This window comes from Desulfovibrio simplex (genome assembly GCF_055387835.1).
Genome location: NZ_AP042377.1, coordinates 666168 through 682663, shown reverse-complemented (window position 1 = coordinate 682663; position 16496 = coordinate 666168). Strand labels below are relative to the sequence as shown.

General features: G+C 57.3%; 15 protein-coding genes. 9 read left to right on the top strand and 6 right to left on the bottom strand.

Going from position 1 to position 16496, the window contains the following annotated elements; all coding sequences use genetic code 11:
- Positions 1–259 precede the first annotated feature (259 nt).
- The 8 genes from ACZ5DH_RS02765 (at position 260) to ACZ5DH_RS02730 (ending at position 7335) form a co-directional block, all read left to right on the top strand.
- Positions 260–1129, top strand: a complete 870-nt coding sequence (locus ACZ5DH_RS02765; RefSeq protein ID WP_464255632.1) for an FAD binding domain-containing protein — start codon at positions 260–262, stop codon at positions 1127–1129.
- A gap of 11 nt (positions 1130–1140) precedes the next feature.
- A complete protein-coding gene (locus ACZ5DH_RS02760; protein WP_464255631.1) occupies positions 1141–1638 on the top strand; it encodes a (2Fe-2S)-binding protein in 498 nt (165 codons plus the stop codon).
- Positions 1635–3974, top strand: a complete 2340-nt coding sequence (locus tag ACZ5DH_RS02755) for a xanthine dehydrogenase family protein molybdopterin-binding subunit (RefSeq protein WP_464255630.1) — start codon at positions 1635–1637, stop codon at positions 3972–3974. Before ACZ5DH_RS02760 ends, ACZ5DH_RS02755 begins: the two co-directional genes overlap by 4 nt.
- 54 nt (positions 3975–4028) lie before the next feature.
- Entirely contained in the window at positions 4029–4925 is an 897-nt protein-coding gene (locus ACZ5DH_RS02750; RefSeq protein WP_464255629.1) for a SphA family protein, read from the top strand.
- Positions 4926–4959: 34 nt separating this feature from the next.
- Positions 4960–5331 carry an FAD-dependent oxidoreductase gene (locus ACZ5DH_RS02745; protein ID WP_464255628.1) on the top strand — a complete coding sequence of 124 codons (372 nt, stop codon included), beginning with the start codon at positions 4960–4962 and terminating at the stop codon, positions 5329–5331.
- Between the two features lie 86 nt (positions 5332–5417).
- Positions 5418–6218, top strand: a complete 801-nt coding sequence (gene yqeB / locus ACZ5DH_RS02740; RefSeq protein WP_464255627.1) for a selenium-dependent molybdenum cofactor biosynthesis protein YqeB — start codon at positions 5418–5420, stop codon at positions 6216–6218.
- A gap of 50 nt (positions 6219–6268) precedes the next feature.
- Entirely contained in the window at positions 6269–7057 is a 789-nt protein-coding gene (gene yqeC, locus ACZ5DH_RS02735; RefSeq protein ID WP_464255626.1) for a selenium cofactor biosynthesis protein YqeC, read from the top strand.
- Positions 7054–7335: a hypothetical protein gene (locus tag ACZ5DH_RS02730; protein ID WP_464255625.1), complete on the top strand. Its 282-nt coding sequence runs from the start codon at positions 7054–7056 to the stop codon at positions 7333–7335. Before yqeC ends, ACZ5DH_RS02730 begins: the two co-directional genes overlap by 4 nt.
- A gap of 82 nt (positions 7336–7417) precedes the next feature.
- Here ACZ5DH_RS02730 and ACZ5DH_RS02725 read toward each other — a convergent pair whose 3' ends face one another.
- Together ACZ5DH_RS02725 and ACZ5DH_RS02720 are read right to left on the bottom strand one after the other, a co-directional pair.
- Positions 7418–9331, bottom strand: a complete 1914-nt coding sequence (locus ACZ5DH_RS02725; RefSeq protein WP_464255624.1) for a sigma 54-interacting transcriptional regulator — start codon at positions 9329–9331, stop codon at positions 7418–7420.
- Between the two features lie 381 nt (positions 9332–9712).
- Positions 9713–10993 (bottom strand): nickel pincer cofactor-dependent isomerase, group 22, encoded by a 1281-nt coding sequence (locus tag ACZ5DH_RS02720; protein WP_464255623.1) that lies wholly within the window; start codon positions 10991–10993, stop codon positions 9713–9715.
- On the opposite strand from ACZ5DH_RS02720, the gene ACZ5DH_RS02715 reads away from it, so the two are divergent.
- Positions 10992–11210 (top strand): hypothetical protein, encoded by a 219-nt coding sequence (locus tag ACZ5DH_RS02715; RefSeq protein WP_464255622.1) that lies wholly within the window; start codon positions 10992–10994, stop codon positions 11208–11210. The two genes, ACZ5DH_RS02720 and ACZ5DH_RS02715, sit on opposite strands and share 2 nt — an antisense overlap.
- A gap of 230 nt (positions 11211–11440) precedes the next feature.
- Here ACZ5DH_RS02715 and ACZ5DH_RS02710 read toward each other — a convergent pair whose 3' ends face one another.
- The 4 genes from ACZ5DH_RS02710 to ACZ5DH_RS02695 form a co-directional block, all read right to left on the bottom strand.
- Entirely contained in the window at positions 11441–12904 is a 1464-nt protein-coding gene (locus ACZ5DH_RS02710; RefSeq protein ID WP_464255621.1) for an SLC13 family permease, read from the bottom strand.
- Between the two features lie 125 nt (positions 12905–13029).
- A complete protein-coding gene (locus ACZ5DH_RS02705; RefSeq protein WP_464255620.1) occupies positions 13030–14175 on the bottom strand; it encodes a (Fe-S)-binding protein in 1146 nt (381 codons plus the stop codon).
- Position 14176: 1 nt separating this feature from the next.
- Positions 14177–15556, bottom strand: a complete 1380-nt coding sequence (locus ACZ5DH_RS02700; protein ID WP_464255619.1) for an FAD-binding oxidoreductase — start codon at positions 15554–15556, stop codon at positions 14177–14179.
- A gap of 88 nt (positions 15557–15644) precedes the next feature.
- Entirely contained in the window at positions 15645–16403 is a 759-nt protein-coding gene (locus ACZ5DH_RS02695; RefSeq protein ID WP_464255618.1) for an MBL fold metallo-hydrolase, read from the bottom strand.
- Between the last annotated feature and the right edge of the window lie 93 nt (positions 16404–16496).

Here is a 16496-nt window from a genome sequence, read left to right as displayed (position 1 = left end):
TGCATGGCTTGTTAAGAAACGAATAATCGCAACACATTGATGTAACAAGCTGCAATTATTTTGTAGCTGGAACAAAGCCCCCTGGGCATGAAGCAGAGGCCATAACAAACGTTATGGCCTCTGTTTTTATTTTGTTGTCATGTCATTTAATTTCATTATGTTACAATGCGTTGCAGCTTGGCATATTTCTTCCAACAGGAGGAAACAACGTTCGGCATCGGCATCCCGGCCGTGTTCGAATACACCAAGGAGTGCAGCTATGGTTGAAAACTACGTTTTTCCGGCGACCGTCTCCGCAGCGGTCACGGCTCTCAGTACCAACAGGGGGCGGGCCCGCATCATCGCCGGAGGTACTGACCTGCTTCTGGAGCACCAGGACAGCAAGAACCTCTGCGATGTGCTGGTAGACCTGACCACGATTGCCGAACTCAAGAACATTACCGAAGAAAACGGGTTCATCCGTATCGGCGCCAGCGTCACCCACGCCCAGGCTGCCAAGTCTGAACACATCCTGAAACACGCTCCGGCTCTGGCCCAGGCCTGCAGCAAGATTGGTTCGCTGCAGATCCGCAACACGGCCACCATCGTCGGCAACATCGTCACGGGCAACCCCGCCGCCGACGCCGCCGTGGCTCTGGCCTGCCTCGACACCACGGTCGAAGTGACCAACCTCGACGGCATGCAGACCATGCCCCTGGCAGACACGTACGCCGGGGTGTGCCTCTCCTGCATCGACAGTTGCTGTCAGGTCGTGACCCACGTCCACTTCCCTGTGAAGCAGAAGAATCAGGGCTCGGCCTACCTGCGCATGGAACAGCGCAAGGCCCTGTCTCTACCCATGCTCGCCGTCTCCGCCATGGTCGCCCTTGATGGCGACACGTTCGACTGGGTCCGGCTGGTCATCGCCCCTGTGGGCGCGGGGCCGCAGCGCGCTCTGGACGCCGAGGAATTCTTGAAGGGTTCGCTCGTGAACGCGGAGAACATGGCCAAAGCTGGTCAATTGGCGCGCAACCATGCCGTATTCCGCAGTAGCGCCATCCGCGGTTCCAAAGAATACCGGATGGGGGTCCTGCCCGTTTTCGTCGAACGGGTACTTCAAGCAGCAGTCGAGGATGCCCGCGGGGCGTAACGGAGAAAACCATGCCAAACCAGATCATTTCATTTCGACTTAACATGGAAATCATCGAGGTCGCCGTCTCTCCCTCAGAGACGCTCCTTGATGTGCTGCGCGAAAAATTGCACCTCACGGGCACCAAACGCGGCTGCGGCAAAGGCGAATGCGGCGCATGCACCGTCATCTTTAATGGCAAGGCCGTAAACGCCTGTCTCGTCCCGGCCATGCGCGCCAAGGGCGCTGACATTCAGACCATCGAAGGCGTGGGCGGGCTCGATGGCCTGCATCCGCTGCAACAAAGCTTCATCGACAAGGGTGCCGTGCAGTGCGGTTTCTGCACGCCGGGCATGATCATGTCCGGCAAGGCCCTTTTGGACAAAAACAAGTCTCCTTCAAAGGACCAGATCCGGGAAGCCGTGGGCGGAAACATCTGTCGCTGCACCGGCTACATTAAAATCGAAGAAGCCGTGGAGGACGCCGCATTCAAACTCCGGACGGCTGCCGTCAAGGGAGGTGACCAATGAGTCCTTTCGAATACGTAGGAAAAAGCATCAACAGACGCGACGGCGTGGACAAGACCACGGGCCGGGGCCTCTTCACCTCGGACGTCTTCCTGCCGGGGATGCTCCACGCCAAGGTCCTGCGCAGCCCGCACCCCCACGCCCGCATCGTCAATATCGACACCTCCGAAGCCGAAAAGCTGCCGGGCGTCAAGGCGGTCATGACCCACAAGAACGGACCCAGGAACCTGTTCAACGCCGCCGCCCCCATGTTCCTGACCATCCCGAAGCTGGAACGGGTGCTTGACCAGTACCTCTTTGACGAAGTGGTCCGGCATGTGGGCGACGAGGTGGCCGCCGTGGCCGCTACCAGTGAAAATGTTGCCGAACAGGCCCTGTCCCTGATCAAGGTAGAGTATGAACTTCTGCCCGCCGTCTTCGACGCCTTTGAGGCCATGAAGCCCGAAGCGCCCGAACTGCACGCGGGAAAGGGCTGCACGCCCGAAGGAAAGAACATCCCGGCTGAAATCGTGAAGATCCCCTTTAACGATGTGGAGAAGGGCCTTGCCGAGTCGGACGTCGTCATCGAAGAATCCTTTGAACTGCCCGTGCAGAAGCAGGTTCAGATGGAGACCCAGGCAGCCGTGGCCCAGGTCGACGGCAACGGCGACGTGACCGTCTGGTCCACCACCCAGACCCCGCACCCGTCCCGAGCTATTCTGTCCTGTATCTTCGACATCCCCATGAGCAAGATCCGCGTTCTGGCTCCCCCCTATGTGGGCGGCGGCTTCGGCGTGCGCATCGGCTTGAGCGGCAAGGCGGAACCCATCGCTATGGGACTGGCCCTGATGACCAGGCAGCCCGTCAAGCTGGTCTACACGCGCAAGGAAGACTTCATCGCCTCCGACACCCGGCACGCCGGGCACGTCACTGTAAAACTCGGGGCCAAGAAGGACGGGACCTTCCAGGCCCTGGACATGAAGGGAATCTTCAACACGGGCGCCTTCTGTACGTTCGGGGCGGAAATGCCCGCCGTCTGCGGGGGCACGAGCCTGGCCATCTACCGCATCCCGCACCAGCGCTATTTCGGACACAGTGTTTACACCAACCGCACCAGTGCCGGCGCCATGCGCGGCTTCGGCAATCCCCAGGGCAACCTGGCCCTGGAGCAGGTGGTGGACATGATGGCCGAGAAGCTGGGAATGGACCCGATGGAACTGCGACTGAAAAATATCATGCGGGTCGGCGATCCGTGGTGCCTGCCCTTCCCCTGCAGCAGCACGGCCCTGGCCGAGTGCATACGCCAGGGTGCCGAGAGCATCGGCTGGAGCCGCCGCGGCACGTTGAATGCTCCGGGCTCCGCCAAGGTGCGCGGTCTGGGCATGGCCGTGGGCACCCATGTGAGCAACGCCTGGCCCTTCTGTGTGGACTACGACAACGCCTACGTGACCGTTCAGATCGACGGGTCCGTCATCGTGGCCTCGGGCGTGCCGGACATCGGCACGGGCACCAGCACGAGTCTGGTGCAGATCGCGGCCGAGGCCCTGGGCATGAATATGGACAACGTCGGCCTGACTTACGGCGACACACTGAGCACGCCCTTTGACATCGGCAGCCACGCCAGCCGCACCTGCTACGCGGCGGGCACGGCCATCAAGGCCGCCGCGGCCGACGCCCGTCGGCAGATTCTGGAGTACGCGGCCGGGTACTTCAACATCGCACCCGAACGCCTGGAGATCAAAAACAGCATTGTCGCTCCCATAGCTGAAAGCCTGGACGAGTGCTCGGGCTCGGGGCTCTGCCAGCTCGAGGGAATCAAGGAACGCAAAGGCAACTCCGTGACGATGGCGGATCTGGCCTACCACGCCCATGTCCGCAACAAGCAGTTCATCGGCGTGGGCCGCATCGTGCCCGACAACGCCCCTCCGTGGCACGCCTGCTTCGCCGAGGTAGAAGTTGATACCCGCACCGGACAGGTGCAGATCATCAAGCTGGCCGCGGCCCACGACGTCGGCCAGGCCATCAACCCGATGATCGTCGAAGGCCAGATTGAGGGCGGCGTGTCGCAGGGCATCGGCTATGCCCTGAGCGAAGAGATCACCTACAGCGACAAGGGGCGTCAGCAGCAGTACAGCATGCACAATTACATGCTGCCCACAGCCGAGGACATGCCTGAAATCCACGCCATCATCGTTGAGTCCAGCGATCCGACAGGTCCCTTCGGGGCCAAGGGGGCTGGCGAGTGCAGCCTTGTCTGCCCCGCGTCGGCCATCGCCAACGCCGTAGCCAACGCCACGGGCTACCGCTTCAAAAAACTGCCAATGACTCCGGAGCGTGTTTTCAGCGCCTTGAATCCCTAAATGGTAACGGCGCAGGGGTTTCCCCCTGCGCCGTTACAGCCAAGAGAGAGAATTATGAAAAACCTGTTCTCGGCCATTATAACGGCGGTCTTGCTGCTATCGGGGTCCACGGTACTGGCCGGCCCAAGCCACTACCTGAGCGGCGTGGAGGGCATTAAAGCCGCAACCCTTCCACCTCCAGGGGTTTACTGGAGAGTTTACAATGTCTTCTATTCTGCCGACAAGATGCTGGACAATAATGGGCATAAGGTCAACGCGGATTTCAAAGTGAACGTCTACGCCCTGGTCAACCGCGCTATCTATTCGTCGAACATCGAGATTCTCGGCGGCAACCTTATTGCCGACATCTGCATCCCCTTGATCAGTACCGATATTTCAATGAAAAACGCAGGCCCGGCTTCTTTCAGCGACAATGGATTCGGCCTGGGCGACATCCTCGTCGAGCCGTTCCTTCTGGCCTGGCACGGTCCCCGCTACGATGCGGCTCTTGGCGCGGGCGTGTACTTGCCATCGGGCCAGTTTGACTACCGCCAGCCGGCCAGCCCCGGCAAGGGGTTCTGGAGCTTCATGTTCACTGCCGGCGGCACTGTCTACCTCGACGCGGAAAGGACCTGGTCCGCCTCCATCCTGCCCCGTTACGAGATCAACACCCGGCAGCAGGACACCAACAGAACCTCCGGCGACAGCTTTCATTTCGAGTGGGGCCTGGGCAAAACCCTGTTTGACTACTGGGACGTCGGCGTGGCCGGCTACAGCCACTGGCAGGTTGCCAACGACAGCGGGCCTGGCGCCACGAACGACCGCGAAGAGAAACATGCCATAGGTCCGCAAGTGAGTTTCTTTTACCCCAAGTGGGGTCTGGGCGCCTCCCTGAGTCACCTTCGGGAATTCAGGACCAGAGCGAGCTCCCAAGGCAACCTGACATCCCTCATGTTCATGCTGCAATTTTGAAGAAGGCCTGCATTTCGAGATACTGGCCAAATCTGTGCGCTACCTTGGCAGCGACAAGGGGCAGCTGACAGGCATTGAGTGCGTACGCATGGAACTGGGCGAACCGGACGCGTCGGGCCGCAGGCGGCCGATCGAAATTTCCGGTTCGGAGTTCGTGGTCAAGTGCGACCTGGCCATCGTGGCCATAGGCTCCGGCGCCAACCCGCTGCTGACCCGCTCCACGCCGGATCCGCCGCTCAACAAACGGGGCTATGTAATGACCAACCCCGAGACAGGGAAAACCGGCAAAAAGGGGGTTTGGGCCGGGGGCGATATCGTAACCGGCGCAGCCACGGTCATTCTGGCCATGGGCGCTGGCCGGAAAGCCGCCGATTCCATCCATGAATACCTGACTTGGGGCCGGTAGAACGGAAGAGGGCGCCCCTTTTTCACCAGCCATACACCGCGGGGGAGAGGCCCTCTCCCCCGCTTGCCAAGCATTGAGGAGGTCACATGCGTTTGAGCGAACGGATCATCGCCATCAAGAGCGGCGGGGAAATGGCTTCCGCCGTCGCTTGGTGCCTGTACCAGGCCAGGTTGCGGCACATCGTCATCCTGGAAACGCCCCGTCCCCTCGCGGTCCGGCGCACGGTCAGCTTCTGCGAGGCCGTCCACGACAGCTTCTGCCAGATCGAGGGCGTGCGGGGCGTGCGCGTGGAAGACGCGGCGCAGATCCAGAGGGTCTGGGAAGCCGGTGAACTGCCGGTGCTGGTGGATCCGGCCTGGGGCAGCCTGAAGGTCGTCAGGCCCGATGTGCTCGTGGACGCCATTCTTGCCAAACGCAACCTCGGCACCCGCCTGACGGACGCCCCCCTGGTCATCGGCCTGGGACCGGGATTCGAGGCCAGCAAGGACGTGCACCTCGTCATCGAAACCAATCGCGGCCACGACCTGGGACGCATCATCACCCAGGGGCCGGCGGTTCCCAACACGGGCATCCCCGGCGCCATCGGCGGCTTCGCCAAGGAGCGGGTTCTGCGCGCGCCCGTGGCAGGCAAGCTGGTATGGAACTGCGCCCTCGGCGACATGGTGGACAAGGGGCAGGTTCTGGGCAGGGTCGACGGCCAACCGGTCACGGCCGAGATCTCCGGCCTGCTGCGCGGTCAGATTCGAACAAACGACCATGTGTCCCAGGGCCTCAAGCTTGGGGACATCGACCCCCGGGGCGACACCTCATACCTGAATACCATTTCGGACAAGGGCCGCGCCATCGGAGGGGCCGTGCTGGAATGCATCATGAGGACCTACAATTGAGCGTGCCGGAACGCGGCCCCGGCCCCAGGCCATGTCCGAAGCACGGAATCATGCCCTTTGACATCGGGGGTGTTTCGTCCAGCGTCATGTCCCGCGCGCTTGACTTGCCCGGCACGGGCCTGCTGGCCATTGTCGGCGCGGGTGGCAAGACCTCCCTCATGTTCCGTCTGGCCACGGAACTGACAGCCGGAGGAGCCAGGGTGGCCTGCACCACGACGACCCGGATATTTCCGCCCGCTCCGGATCAGGTTCGCCTGATACTTGGGGAGGACAACTCCCGGTTTCTGGAAGAATGCAGGGAGACCGCCAACCAGAGTCGGCCCGCTTGCCTGGCCTGGGCTGAGGAGGGTGCCAAGCTCCGGGGCCTCACCACGGGCTTCATCCACGATTTGTATAGAATGAGGATTTTCGACTGGATTCTGGTGGAGGCCGATGGGGCGCGCCGCCTGCCCATCAAGGCTCCCGCCGACCACGAGCCGGTCATACCCGCATGCAGCACCCACGTACTGGCCGTGGCCGGGCTGACGGCGATCGGCGCGCCCCTGGACGAGCAGCACGTCTGCCGGAGCGAGCGTTATGCGAAACTGAGCGGACTGGCGCTGGACGATCCTGTCACGTCGGCCTCAGTGGTTCGCCTCTGTGCGCACCCCAAAGGAATGTTCAAGTGCGCGCCAGCCGAAGCCGTACGCCTGCTATGGCTGAACCAAGCCGATGTGCCCGGAGCGTTTGAACGCGGCCGGGAAATATTGCGGCTGTTGTGCGAGGAGGGCAGCCTGCCTCACCGCGCCGTCTTGGGCGCGGCCGACCACCCCCCGTGTGTGCAGGAAGTCTGGTCGTGAAAGTGCGGGGCGTAATCCCGGCTGCTGGCCAAGGTTCGCACATGGGGGCCGTCAAACAACTTCCGCCACTCCACTGCATCGCTCCGGGGCGCGGCCAACTCTTTGCCGGGTACAGGGCAGGAATTGAAGACCGCAAAACCATGCTGGAAACGACCTCTGAAAACACGGCATTCGTCTGCCCGCAGAGGCGTAAGCGCTGTTTATTTGCGCGGTTACGCGCCGAAGCGGGCGTCCTGAAAGCATTGGGAATGGATATTCTCAATGCGAAAATTCTATAACATATTGACATCATGCCAGTTTTGTTAGTTCTCTCGTTTTTACATAAGGCGATTACTCGGGGAAAGGTAAACCGCCCTGGCATTAAAAACCATGCTTACGCATTTTTCTGTAAAATGTACTTCGACTTATCTGCAACAATTTCGCCGCGTTGCCCTGGTGCCCATTGCACGATTCCAGGGCCTTGAGGATGGTCTCCTTTTCATCCCGCCGTCCCTGGTGTTCCAGAGAAGGGGGTGATGAAATAACAGGACGCCGCTTCGCCGGTGAGCTCTGAAATGGCAACAGCTCTGCCTGGACGGTTTCGGCATTGAGTACCGGCGGCGCCGTCACGCAAAGCCTATGAATAAAATAGCGAAGCTCACGCACATTCCCCGGCCAAGTGTAATTGCGCAGCATATCAACGGCATCCGGCGTGAACTCGTTGGATGAAAGAGCGTTTTCATCTGCGTGTTCAAGAAAATAGCGAGCCAATATCATGACATCATCACAACGATCCCGTAAAGCAGGAAGCGTCAGAAGCAGCACAGACAATCTGTAAAAGAGATCTGATCGAAAAAGATTTCTCTGCACCTTGTCCCAAAGGTTCGCGTTCGTTGCCGCAATAATGCGCACATCAATGCAGATATTGCGCGTGCCGCTGATACGCAGCACTTTTTGTGTTTCAAGTACGCGCAGCAACCGCCTTTGCGCGCGTAAATCAAGTTCCGCCACCTCATCCAGAAAAAGCGTGCCCTTGTGCGCCAACTCAAAAAGACCGGGTTTGCCTTTACGGCTTGCACCGGTGAAAGCCCCTTCTTCATAACCGAAAAGCTCTGATTCCAGCAGCGATTGCGGCAATGCTCCACAGTTGATGGCAACAAAAGGCTCCCCCCGGCGCGGGCTTGCGTTATGAATCGCCTGCGCGAACAATTCCTTGCCTGTCCCGGTTTCTCCTTGAATAAGTACAGGTTGATGTGACTGGGCAAACTTTTGAGCTCGCATAATGACATTTTTTATACTTTGCGAATCACCCAGAATGTCACTAAAGACGTGTTGCGCGACCATTTCAGCATGAACGGCATCATCACGGATTTTACTTTCTTTGGCGGCAATGGCGCGTGGCTCCTGAAACGTAATGACAGCGCCATGCACCACGGATCCCATATGAATAGGTATGGCCGAAAACAACAGCTTGCGTCCTTCCACTTCAGCCATTTCATCAACGATGCTTTTTCCCAAAAGAAGACAGCAGCTCATATGTGGCAGATCAACAATATTTTTGAATAAGTGGTGCGTTATATCATTTTTGAGGCGAAGCATCCTGCGCGCGACCGGATTGATGAGCATTACACGCCCCGATGCGTCAAGCGAGACGATACCGTCACGCGAATGCTCAACAACCGTTTTGAATTTGAGGCTCTGCGTCTGCTCAAGCTCGCGCGAATAGACGATACGGTTTGCCTCAAGCAAGGCCTGACGGATGGATGTTTCGCCACATATAAGTAATTGACCGCGGATTCCCATAGTTTCGGCAAAACCCAGCGATGTTTCGCCGCCAATAATAATGTCCACTCCATCATTGGCTGCCTGCTCAACTGTGCGCCGCATATCCTCGGGGTTGCTTCCGCTGGGGTAAATGCGCAGATCGACCTGCAACAGGCTGCTTATGGCCGCCAGCTCAGTCTGAAGCTGCGGATACACGATAAAACCAATACGGGGATTGTCGGATTGGGCCTTACTCTGGGCCTGCGTCAAAACATGAACAATATCCTGCATACTTATAGGCAAAAAGACCACAGGAGTTTTAATTCCCGCTTCAACAATCTGGTTTGCAGACCATCCCCGCACGACAATAACGTGCGCCCCCTCCGCCTCAGCCTGACGAGCCGCGCTCAACGAGCGGCTTAACCCCGTCAGATGCAGGCGAATGTTTTTTTGGATGCCAAGCTCTGCAGCTATCCTCTGCACCATCTGATAACTGTCGCTTTCAGGAGCGATAACAACAATTGGCCTCATGAATCTCCTGCCTTTCCACCACAATATATGATGTTATATCGCTGGTTTTCAGTGTGGAGCAAGTAACATTCCTTACCAGAGCGGATCACTTTTGAGAGCATACATTCTCAACTGTTGTGACATGCCCGCTTAACGCTGAACAGCGCGGGCAAACAGTGCTTGTGCCTCCACGGCGAGTGCCTGGTCACGCAGCCGCCGGAGCAATTCAAACGTGAAACAGCTCGAGCGTGCCTCGCAGGCCTGAAAACACCTTAGAGCAAACTTGTTTGTGTGCATACCGGTGTGGCGAATAAAACACACCGCACCGGTATGCAATCCGGCTGATTTCGGGCAGGGCCGCTGCATATGCGTCCTGACTCTGCCCCTGGCACTGAAGGGGTGCTAATGGTCGCAGGGCCTGCCTATACGATCGGCAAGACGCCCTTCCGCATCGAAAACCACAGGACGCGGCTCATGAATCACTGTAAAGCGGGACGAGTCCGTCAGATCACGCAAAACCGCTTCCGTCACATAACATTCCGTAAGGTAAAGAGTATTGGGAACACGAACCAGGCGCACATCCTCAAGGGGGACGCTACGAAGACAGAACATCATTGTTTCCAGTGCTTCCTGTTCCGTATCATACCAGGTTGGCAAAAAAGCCCTGGTAACAAAAGTGGTCGTCAGATTGTTCAAGTATGTAGCCTTACGGTTCACCTTGTCCACCAGACGCTGGGTCGTAAAGTCCACAAGGCCGATGCCGGTGGCGTTGCCGTGCGATTCTTCGGAAAGATCCAGTACAGAAACATAGCGGATGCGTGGAGTTTCCGGTTCCTGTTCGCCAGTAATACGAAGCCGGCCAATAATATTGGTATCAACCCCTGTTCCACTGAAATTTTTGCCCATTTCCTCCACAACAAGACCGTGAAGAGAGTCCACAGGCAATGCGGGCATGAGGGTTTTGGACCATACCAGCAATTCAATTTCCTTATCTATCATATCTTCCGCGAGCAAAGCCTGAATGCGGGCTGTCTCTTCATAGGCGTTTTCAACAATGGCCACGCCGCCAATAACCGGCATTTTTTCAAGGATAATGCGGCTGACATCCACAAGCAAGCGTGGGAGCTGCGCCTGACCAAGGCTGTGAAACTGCCCCGCTCCACCGGGGCCGCCAAGGCCGACCACAAGTTTTTTACACATGCCGCTCTCTACGCAACCCTTGAATGACGTATGTGTTTTCACCCGGTTGATGGGAATAATGGCATCCACAGTAAAAGCGGAATCGAGCATATGAGCTGTCAGGCCATCCGGTGTTTGCCCGATGCTGCGGCAGCTTGAGCACGTGATGACCTTGGCTCCAAGACGCTCTTCAGTGATGCCAAGACTGTCCAGCACCTCTTTCTGCCCTTCTTCGGTTCCACCTCCGTGGCTGCCCATGGCGGACAGAAGCACAGGTTGCGCGCCGCAACGGCGCACCACGCCAATCGCGGCTTCAAGCATCGCGCAAATATTCTGGATGCCCCTGCTTCCAACGGTAATGCCGACTGTTGTTCCAGGCTTGATGCGCGGGGTCAGCAAATCCATCTGTGCGACCATTTCGGCAACGGGATCATCCACCTTTGGCCGAATGAAACTTTGACGTATACGTGCCATTGGCGGCAACGGCTTACGGGTTATGGTCATGTTTTCTCCTTATTGCGAGCATCTTCAAAGCGATGGCTTTCCGGCGCGGGCATGGCGCATGCTGCCTTGCCATACCCGCGCTGAACTGAGTTCTGTTTTTTTTAACAAGTTAATTGTAAAACTGCTCTGGCGGCCGCGTGCGCCGGCGCTCGCCGTGCGGGCGAAAGTGCAATCTGCCTTCACTGTGCAGCGTCGATGCGGCGGCCTGACACTTTGAAAATGCACATTCTCAAAGTTGGTCCGCTCCTGGCGGACCGCCGTATGCGTCAAGCCTGTCTTCTGTGCGCAGTTCGCCAAACTGGAGCAGATTAACTTTGAACTGCTTCACATTTCAAAGTTTTCATTCAGCCGAAAAATGCGATTTGCGGCTGAATCCACACCACGTTGTGGCGCGCTGCACTTTGGTGCAGCGTTGGAGCATCTACACTTTTTCAAAGTTAAAATGCTCTAGTAAAGTCCGATCAGGGGGAACCACACGACTGCCGCAATGGCCCATACCGCCCACGAGAAAAGCCCCACCGCAAAAGCCGCTTTAAGTTGTTCGCTCACTGTATAGTATCCAGCCCCGAACATGATGATGTTGCCCATGGTGTTGAAGGGCAAAAACAGGGCGTATCCCATAAGAATCGCCTGAGGCAGCACAAAGCCTGCGATCGGGAAGCCAAAGGACTGGGCAAGCCCGATGTAAATGGGAATCATGACCCCGGCCATGGCCGTTGTTGTGGACCAGATGACGTGACTGAATATGGTGAAGCCCATAAGGCCTATAACCAGGGGCAGCATTTCCACATGAGTCAAACCCAGAGAACTTAACCCGGCCTTTATGAGCCACTCAAAGGCCTTGGTCTTCATAAGCACGCTGCTTAACGTTATGACGCCGCCAAAATATACAAACAGTTCCCACGGCACATGCTTTTGCGCTTCTTTCCAGGTTATGACGCCGATTCCCGGAAAGAGAATACATGTGCTCACGGCAAAAGCCACCATGGTAGAGTTGAAATGGTGCCACATATCCGTGGCCCACAGGGTAAGAGCCAGGATAAAGAAAAGGAGTGCCTTTTTTTCCTTGATGCTCATTGGCCCCATAGATTCCAGCTCGCGCTTGATATAATCAAGACCGCCTGGGATGGACTTCATTTCCGGGGGAAACAGCCAGCGTACAACATATGCGCTGCCAATCAGCACAATAAGCGTTGCAGGCAAGGCCGCCAGCGCCCAGAATGCCCACGACGTCACGGCGGAAGCGCTGCCGACAGCGGCTATAATCATGCCAATGGCGATAGGATTGGGAATTGTTCCAGTAAGAAAGCCGCCAGCAGTGATATTGGAGGCGAACGTGTTGGAAATAAAAAGCGCCTTGGCGAAATTGCTTTTGCCCTTTTCTGCCTGATAGGCCTGCGCCACGCCTTCAACAATGGGCAACATGGCTGCGGTACGCGCAGTATTGGATGGGGTCAGGGGGGCTACCAGCAGGTTGGCTATCATTGGAGAAAGAATGGCCCCCCCAGGCGTTTTCCCGAACAGGCGCATAAGATGTAAAGCCACACGCCGCGCCATGCCCGTTTCAGTCATGGCAATGGAAATAATAAAACCTGTAACAAGCATCCATAAGGCAGGAGAAGCAAAACCAGACAGGGCGAAGCCGGCATTATGCACCAGCGCTCCGTCCTTAATGGCGCCCTCAGCATTGCCCACCCAGAAATAAAGCAATGAAACAATAATAAAACTGCTTGTTGCAACTGAAACACTCAGTGTGATCCATAACACTACTGCTCCTGAAAAAATCGTCAGAAGCTTATGCTGTGTAAGATTCATACCTTCCGGCGTCGGAAGAATCCAGACCAATAGCGCCACCACCAGCGCAATAATATTGCCATACTTTTTTCCGTATTCCTCGAACTTATTCGCCACGGGGAACCTCCTCATGGGCCGCTGAAACGATATGCAGGACTCTCTCAGCAGCGGATTATACGTATTTTGCCATACTCCAGCCTGCCACACACGACGTTTGTGCCATTCAAAGCATCCGTGCCTGTTTATGCGGTCTCCACATCCGCTATATCCAGCCAGTGACGCACTTCCGTACCTTCGGGAGCCGCGGAGGCAAGCTGCATGACGCAGCCGCTGCATCCGGTAATAACTGCGCGCGCTTCAGGGGCGAAGCCCTCAAAACACTTTCGGGCCATGTCCATTGAGAGGCCAGGGTTGCTCATTTTCAGGATGCCCCCCATGCCGCAGCACAGGCCCGTGCCCTTCTTCAGGCCGGGCAGGCCGAGCTTGAGCAGGGGCATGTCAGGGTCCGCCGCATTCCAGTGGCAGGGTTGGTGATAGGCCACCACCGCCGGAGCGCGCCCTGTGGTCCGTACTCGCGGCTTGGTCAGCAAGGCGGACAGTCCCCGGCATTTTTCCTTCCATTCCTTGCCTTCATCTTCGGGCAGCGTGGCGGAGTACTCCTCAAGACTGTGCTTGCACGAGGCGCAAAAGCTGGCCACCAGTGGTCTGCCAAGCGAGCGCCAGAATTCCACATTCTGGTCGCGCGCGCTCTTTTGCGCTTTGTACTGTCCGGCATGATGCAGAGTTCCGCCGCAGCATGTGAAGCCTGAAGCGTCAAGAACCTCATACCCCCAGGCCCGCAGCAGCTTTTCCGCTTTTTCCGTCCATCGTGACCGGACGTTATTCGCCGTACAGCCACTGAACAGAACCACACGCGTTCCCTGAACGCGCTCTTCGGGTTGCAGCAGCATCCAGGGGTCACAAGGCGGCAGATCAACCAGGGCGCGGGCGGTACCGAGCAAAGAATGCAAGCTGTCGGGTATGATGGCGTCAGGGGCGAGCATGGCAATCTTGCCGGCCATGGGCCAGAGAGGGCCGAGCCTCCGTATCCAGACTTCCCAGAGGGCTTGCGACCAGTGGGGATTTCGTGCGCGGGCGTCCGCCAGAAGATCGGCGGTCGAAAGCTTGCGCGCGCAGGCGCGCTGGCAGCGGCCACAGCCCGCGCACAGGCGGGAAAGTCCCCGTATGGTGTCCCAGGAAAGAGCCTCTTCCACCCCGCTGCCGTATTCTGCATCAAGCGGTTCCATCAGCAGTCGTTTGGCTTTGGGCGCGTATTCCTCGCGCTTGAAGAGTTCATACACCGGACAAACATTCAGGCATTCGCCGCATTGGGTGCAACCTCTTTTCATCTTAATACCCCTTGCCGGGATTAAGGATCCCCTTGGGATCAAAAATCCGCCGTACGTCAAGCATCAAGGCGTGTTCCTCCTTGCCGAGCTGCCTGCCCACGTCCTTGAGAAATCCCGCGCCGTGTTCGCCGGAAAGACTGCCGCCAAATTCCAGTGCGGCCGCGTCCAGTTCGTGATGGGTTTTCTCGGTACGACGGGCATCGTCAGGGTCGGAGGCGTCATAGTGCAGATTCGCATGAATGTTGCCGTCGCCGGCATGACCAAAAGCAATGAGCCGCTTTCCATTGGAAGACGCGATTTCTTCAAAGCGCCGCACTGCCTTGAGGATAGAGCCGCGGGGCACAGCCATGTCGCCGCCGATGCGGTCCGGCCCCAGTACGTAGGATGCTGCCGATACCCTGCGGCGGTAGGCCCATATGGCATCCTCCTCTTCCTTGCCCACGCCTTCCATACGCCACAGCGCATCGTTCAACTGTTGAGAAAGACGGGCGTTTTCAAAGGGAACGGTATCCTTGCTTCCATCCACCTGAAAAAGCAGCAGGGATTTGACCGTATCCGGCCACGGCACCTCGCCGGTTTTGGTCAGAATGTCCAGAACCGTCTCATTCATGAATTCAACTGCGCAGGGCAAAATGCCAGCGGCAAACACCTTGCTCATGGAGGCAAGGGCCGCATCCAGCGAGGGATAGCCCACAAGCACCGAGGCCGAGGCTTCGGGCTTGGGAATGAGCTTCAAAATGAGCTTGGTGATTATGCCAAGCGTTCCTTCGCTGCCCACGAACAGGCGGCCGACATCAAGGCCGATAACGTCCTTGTGCGAACGCCCGCCGAACTTGAGCAGCCTTCCCCCCGGCACCACGGCTTCAATGCCGATCACGTAATCCCTGGTGACGCCGTACTTCACGGCGCGCAGGCCGCCCGCGCAGGTGGCCACATTGCCACCCACGCTGGTGGCCTTGCCGCTGGCGGGATCCGGCGGGTAAAGCAGCCCCAGCTTTTCGCATTCGGTCTGGAGCAGGGCCGTGTTGACGCCAGGCTCGATGACGGCGACAAAATCCTCCTTGGAAATGTCCAGAATCCTGTCCATACCAAGCATGGAAATGACAATACCAGGAACTGTGGGCACACACCCGCCAGACAGACTTGTTCCCCGGCCACGGGGATGGACCACAATATTCTCAGCTTCGGCCCATCGCATGAACTCGCATACCTGCCCAACGTTCACAGGCCGCACCATGGCCAGTACCGAGCCGGTTTTCAGGCTGGCGTCCGAGGCGTAAACCCGCAGCACTTCCGGGTCAAAAGCAACCTCGTCCCCGAACAGGTCCAAAAGAAATTTCTTATGCTCAGGAGTGAGCATAGCAGTATACTCCTCGGGCATAGCATCCTCCAATTTTTTGATGATGGTGATACAGCGGCTAGAAAGTCGCGCTCCCCTTAATTTTCATCTTGTCGCAAAGTTTGTTGTACTATGAGACGATATGCAGGCAACCTGCCGGGATGCCCAATTCCATCTCGTCCGCATGCCCTGTCGGCACACAGCCTGGCACGTATTTCAGGGTGAGTTCACTTGCGGCGACAGCCTCGATACGGTCCGGAAAAACATGCAGCGTCCTGTCATGTCCGGGAATTACCACCTGCGCACAGGATCTGATCTTACGTATGGATGCCGCTGCATCTTCTGCCTGAGTCACCATGGGCATACGGCCCGTGGCGAGTTCAGCAATATTCTTCACGGCATCCCCGGCAAGTACGGTGGCGGGCCGGTCCTTTGGGGCCAGCAGAAGAGCCATACAGCCCGGCGTGTGCCCAGGTACAAAAAGCGTTGTTATGCCGGGCGCTACGACATGCCCCTCTTCCACTCCGACGAGCCTGCCCGTAGCAATTATTGCATCAGTTAAAAAACGCTGATAGGCGAACTCTTCCTTATCAACGTGGGTGGCATAATGAATCTCATTGTTGTGAGCCAAAATGCGCGCCCTTGGAAAAAGATCAAAATTGTACGCATGGTCATAATGCAAATGGCTTAACACAAGAATATCTATATCCTCAGGGGAGACATTTGCCATGTTTTGCAGTTTTTCTGGCAACTCCTTGCGCTGAGTAACAAATCCGGTATCAAACAGTATTTTTATCCCACCGCTCTCCACGTAAACGCAGGAAGGCCACGACAGATAACCCTGTATAAACTTTGCTGGAATTCCCTGGTAAAGCACATGAATTTTCATTTATGCCTCATTTATTATGAATGCTGCATGCGCTATAATTCTGACAATCTGCAAAAATTTTTCCCATATCATGTCATATAGATAGCGCATGCA

What these genes read in the sequence shown, in the direction of transcription:
- ACZ5DH_RS02765 (WP_464255632.1), top strand. Translation starts at nt 260, where the DNA reads ATGGTTGAAAACTACGTTTTTCCGGCGACCGTCTCCGCAGCGGTCACG.
- ACZ5DH_RS02695 (WP_464255618.1), bottom strand. Translation starts at nt 16,403, where the DNA reads ATGAAAATTCATGTGCTTTACCAGGGAATTCCAGCAAAGTTTATACAG.
- ACZ5DH_RS02755 (WP_464255630.1), top strand. Translation starts at nt 1,635, where the DNA reads ATGAGTCCTTTCGAATACGTAGGAAAAAGCATCAACAGACGCGACGGC.
- ACZ5DH_RS02750 (WP_464255629.1), top strand. Translation starts at nt 4,029, where the DNA reads ATGAAAAACCTGTTCTCGGCCATTATAACGGCGGTCTTGCTGCTATCG.
- yqeB (WP_464255627.1), top strand. Translation starts at nt 5,418, where the DNA reads ATGCGTTTGAGCGAACGGATCATCGCCATCAAGAGCGGCGGGGAAATG.
- ACZ5DH_RS02720 (WP_464255623.1), bottom strand. Translation starts at nt 10,993, where the DNA reads ATGACCATAACCCGTAAGCCGTTGCCGCCAATGGCACGTATACGTCAA.
- ACZ5DH_RS02705 (WP_464255620.1), bottom strand. Translation starts at nt 14,175, where the DNA reads ATGAAAAGAGGTTGCACCCAATGCGGCGAATGCCTGAATGTTTGTCCG.
- ACZ5DH_RS02725 (WP_464255624.1), bottom strand. Translation starts at nt 9,331, where the DNA reads ATGAGGCCAATTGTTGTTATCGCTCCTGAAAGCGACAGTTATCAGATG.
- ACZ5DH_RS02760 (WP_464255631.1), top strand. Translation starts at nt 1,141, where the DNA reads ATGCCAAACCAGATCATTTCATTTCGACTTAACATGGAAATCATCGAG.
- ACZ5DH_RS02715 (WP_464255622.1), top strand. Translation starts at nt 10,992, where the DNA reads ATGTTTTCTCCTTATTGCGAGCATCTTCAAAGCGATGGCTTTCCGGCG.
- yqeC (WP_464255626.1), top strand. Translation starts at nt 6,269, where the DNA reads ATGCCCTTTGACATCGGGGGTGTTTCGTCCAGCGTCATGTCCCGCGCG.
- ACZ5DH_RS02700 (WP_464255619.1), bottom strand. Translation starts at nt 15,556, where the DNA reads ATGCCCGAGGAGTATACTGCTATGCTCACTCCTGAGCATAAGAAATTT.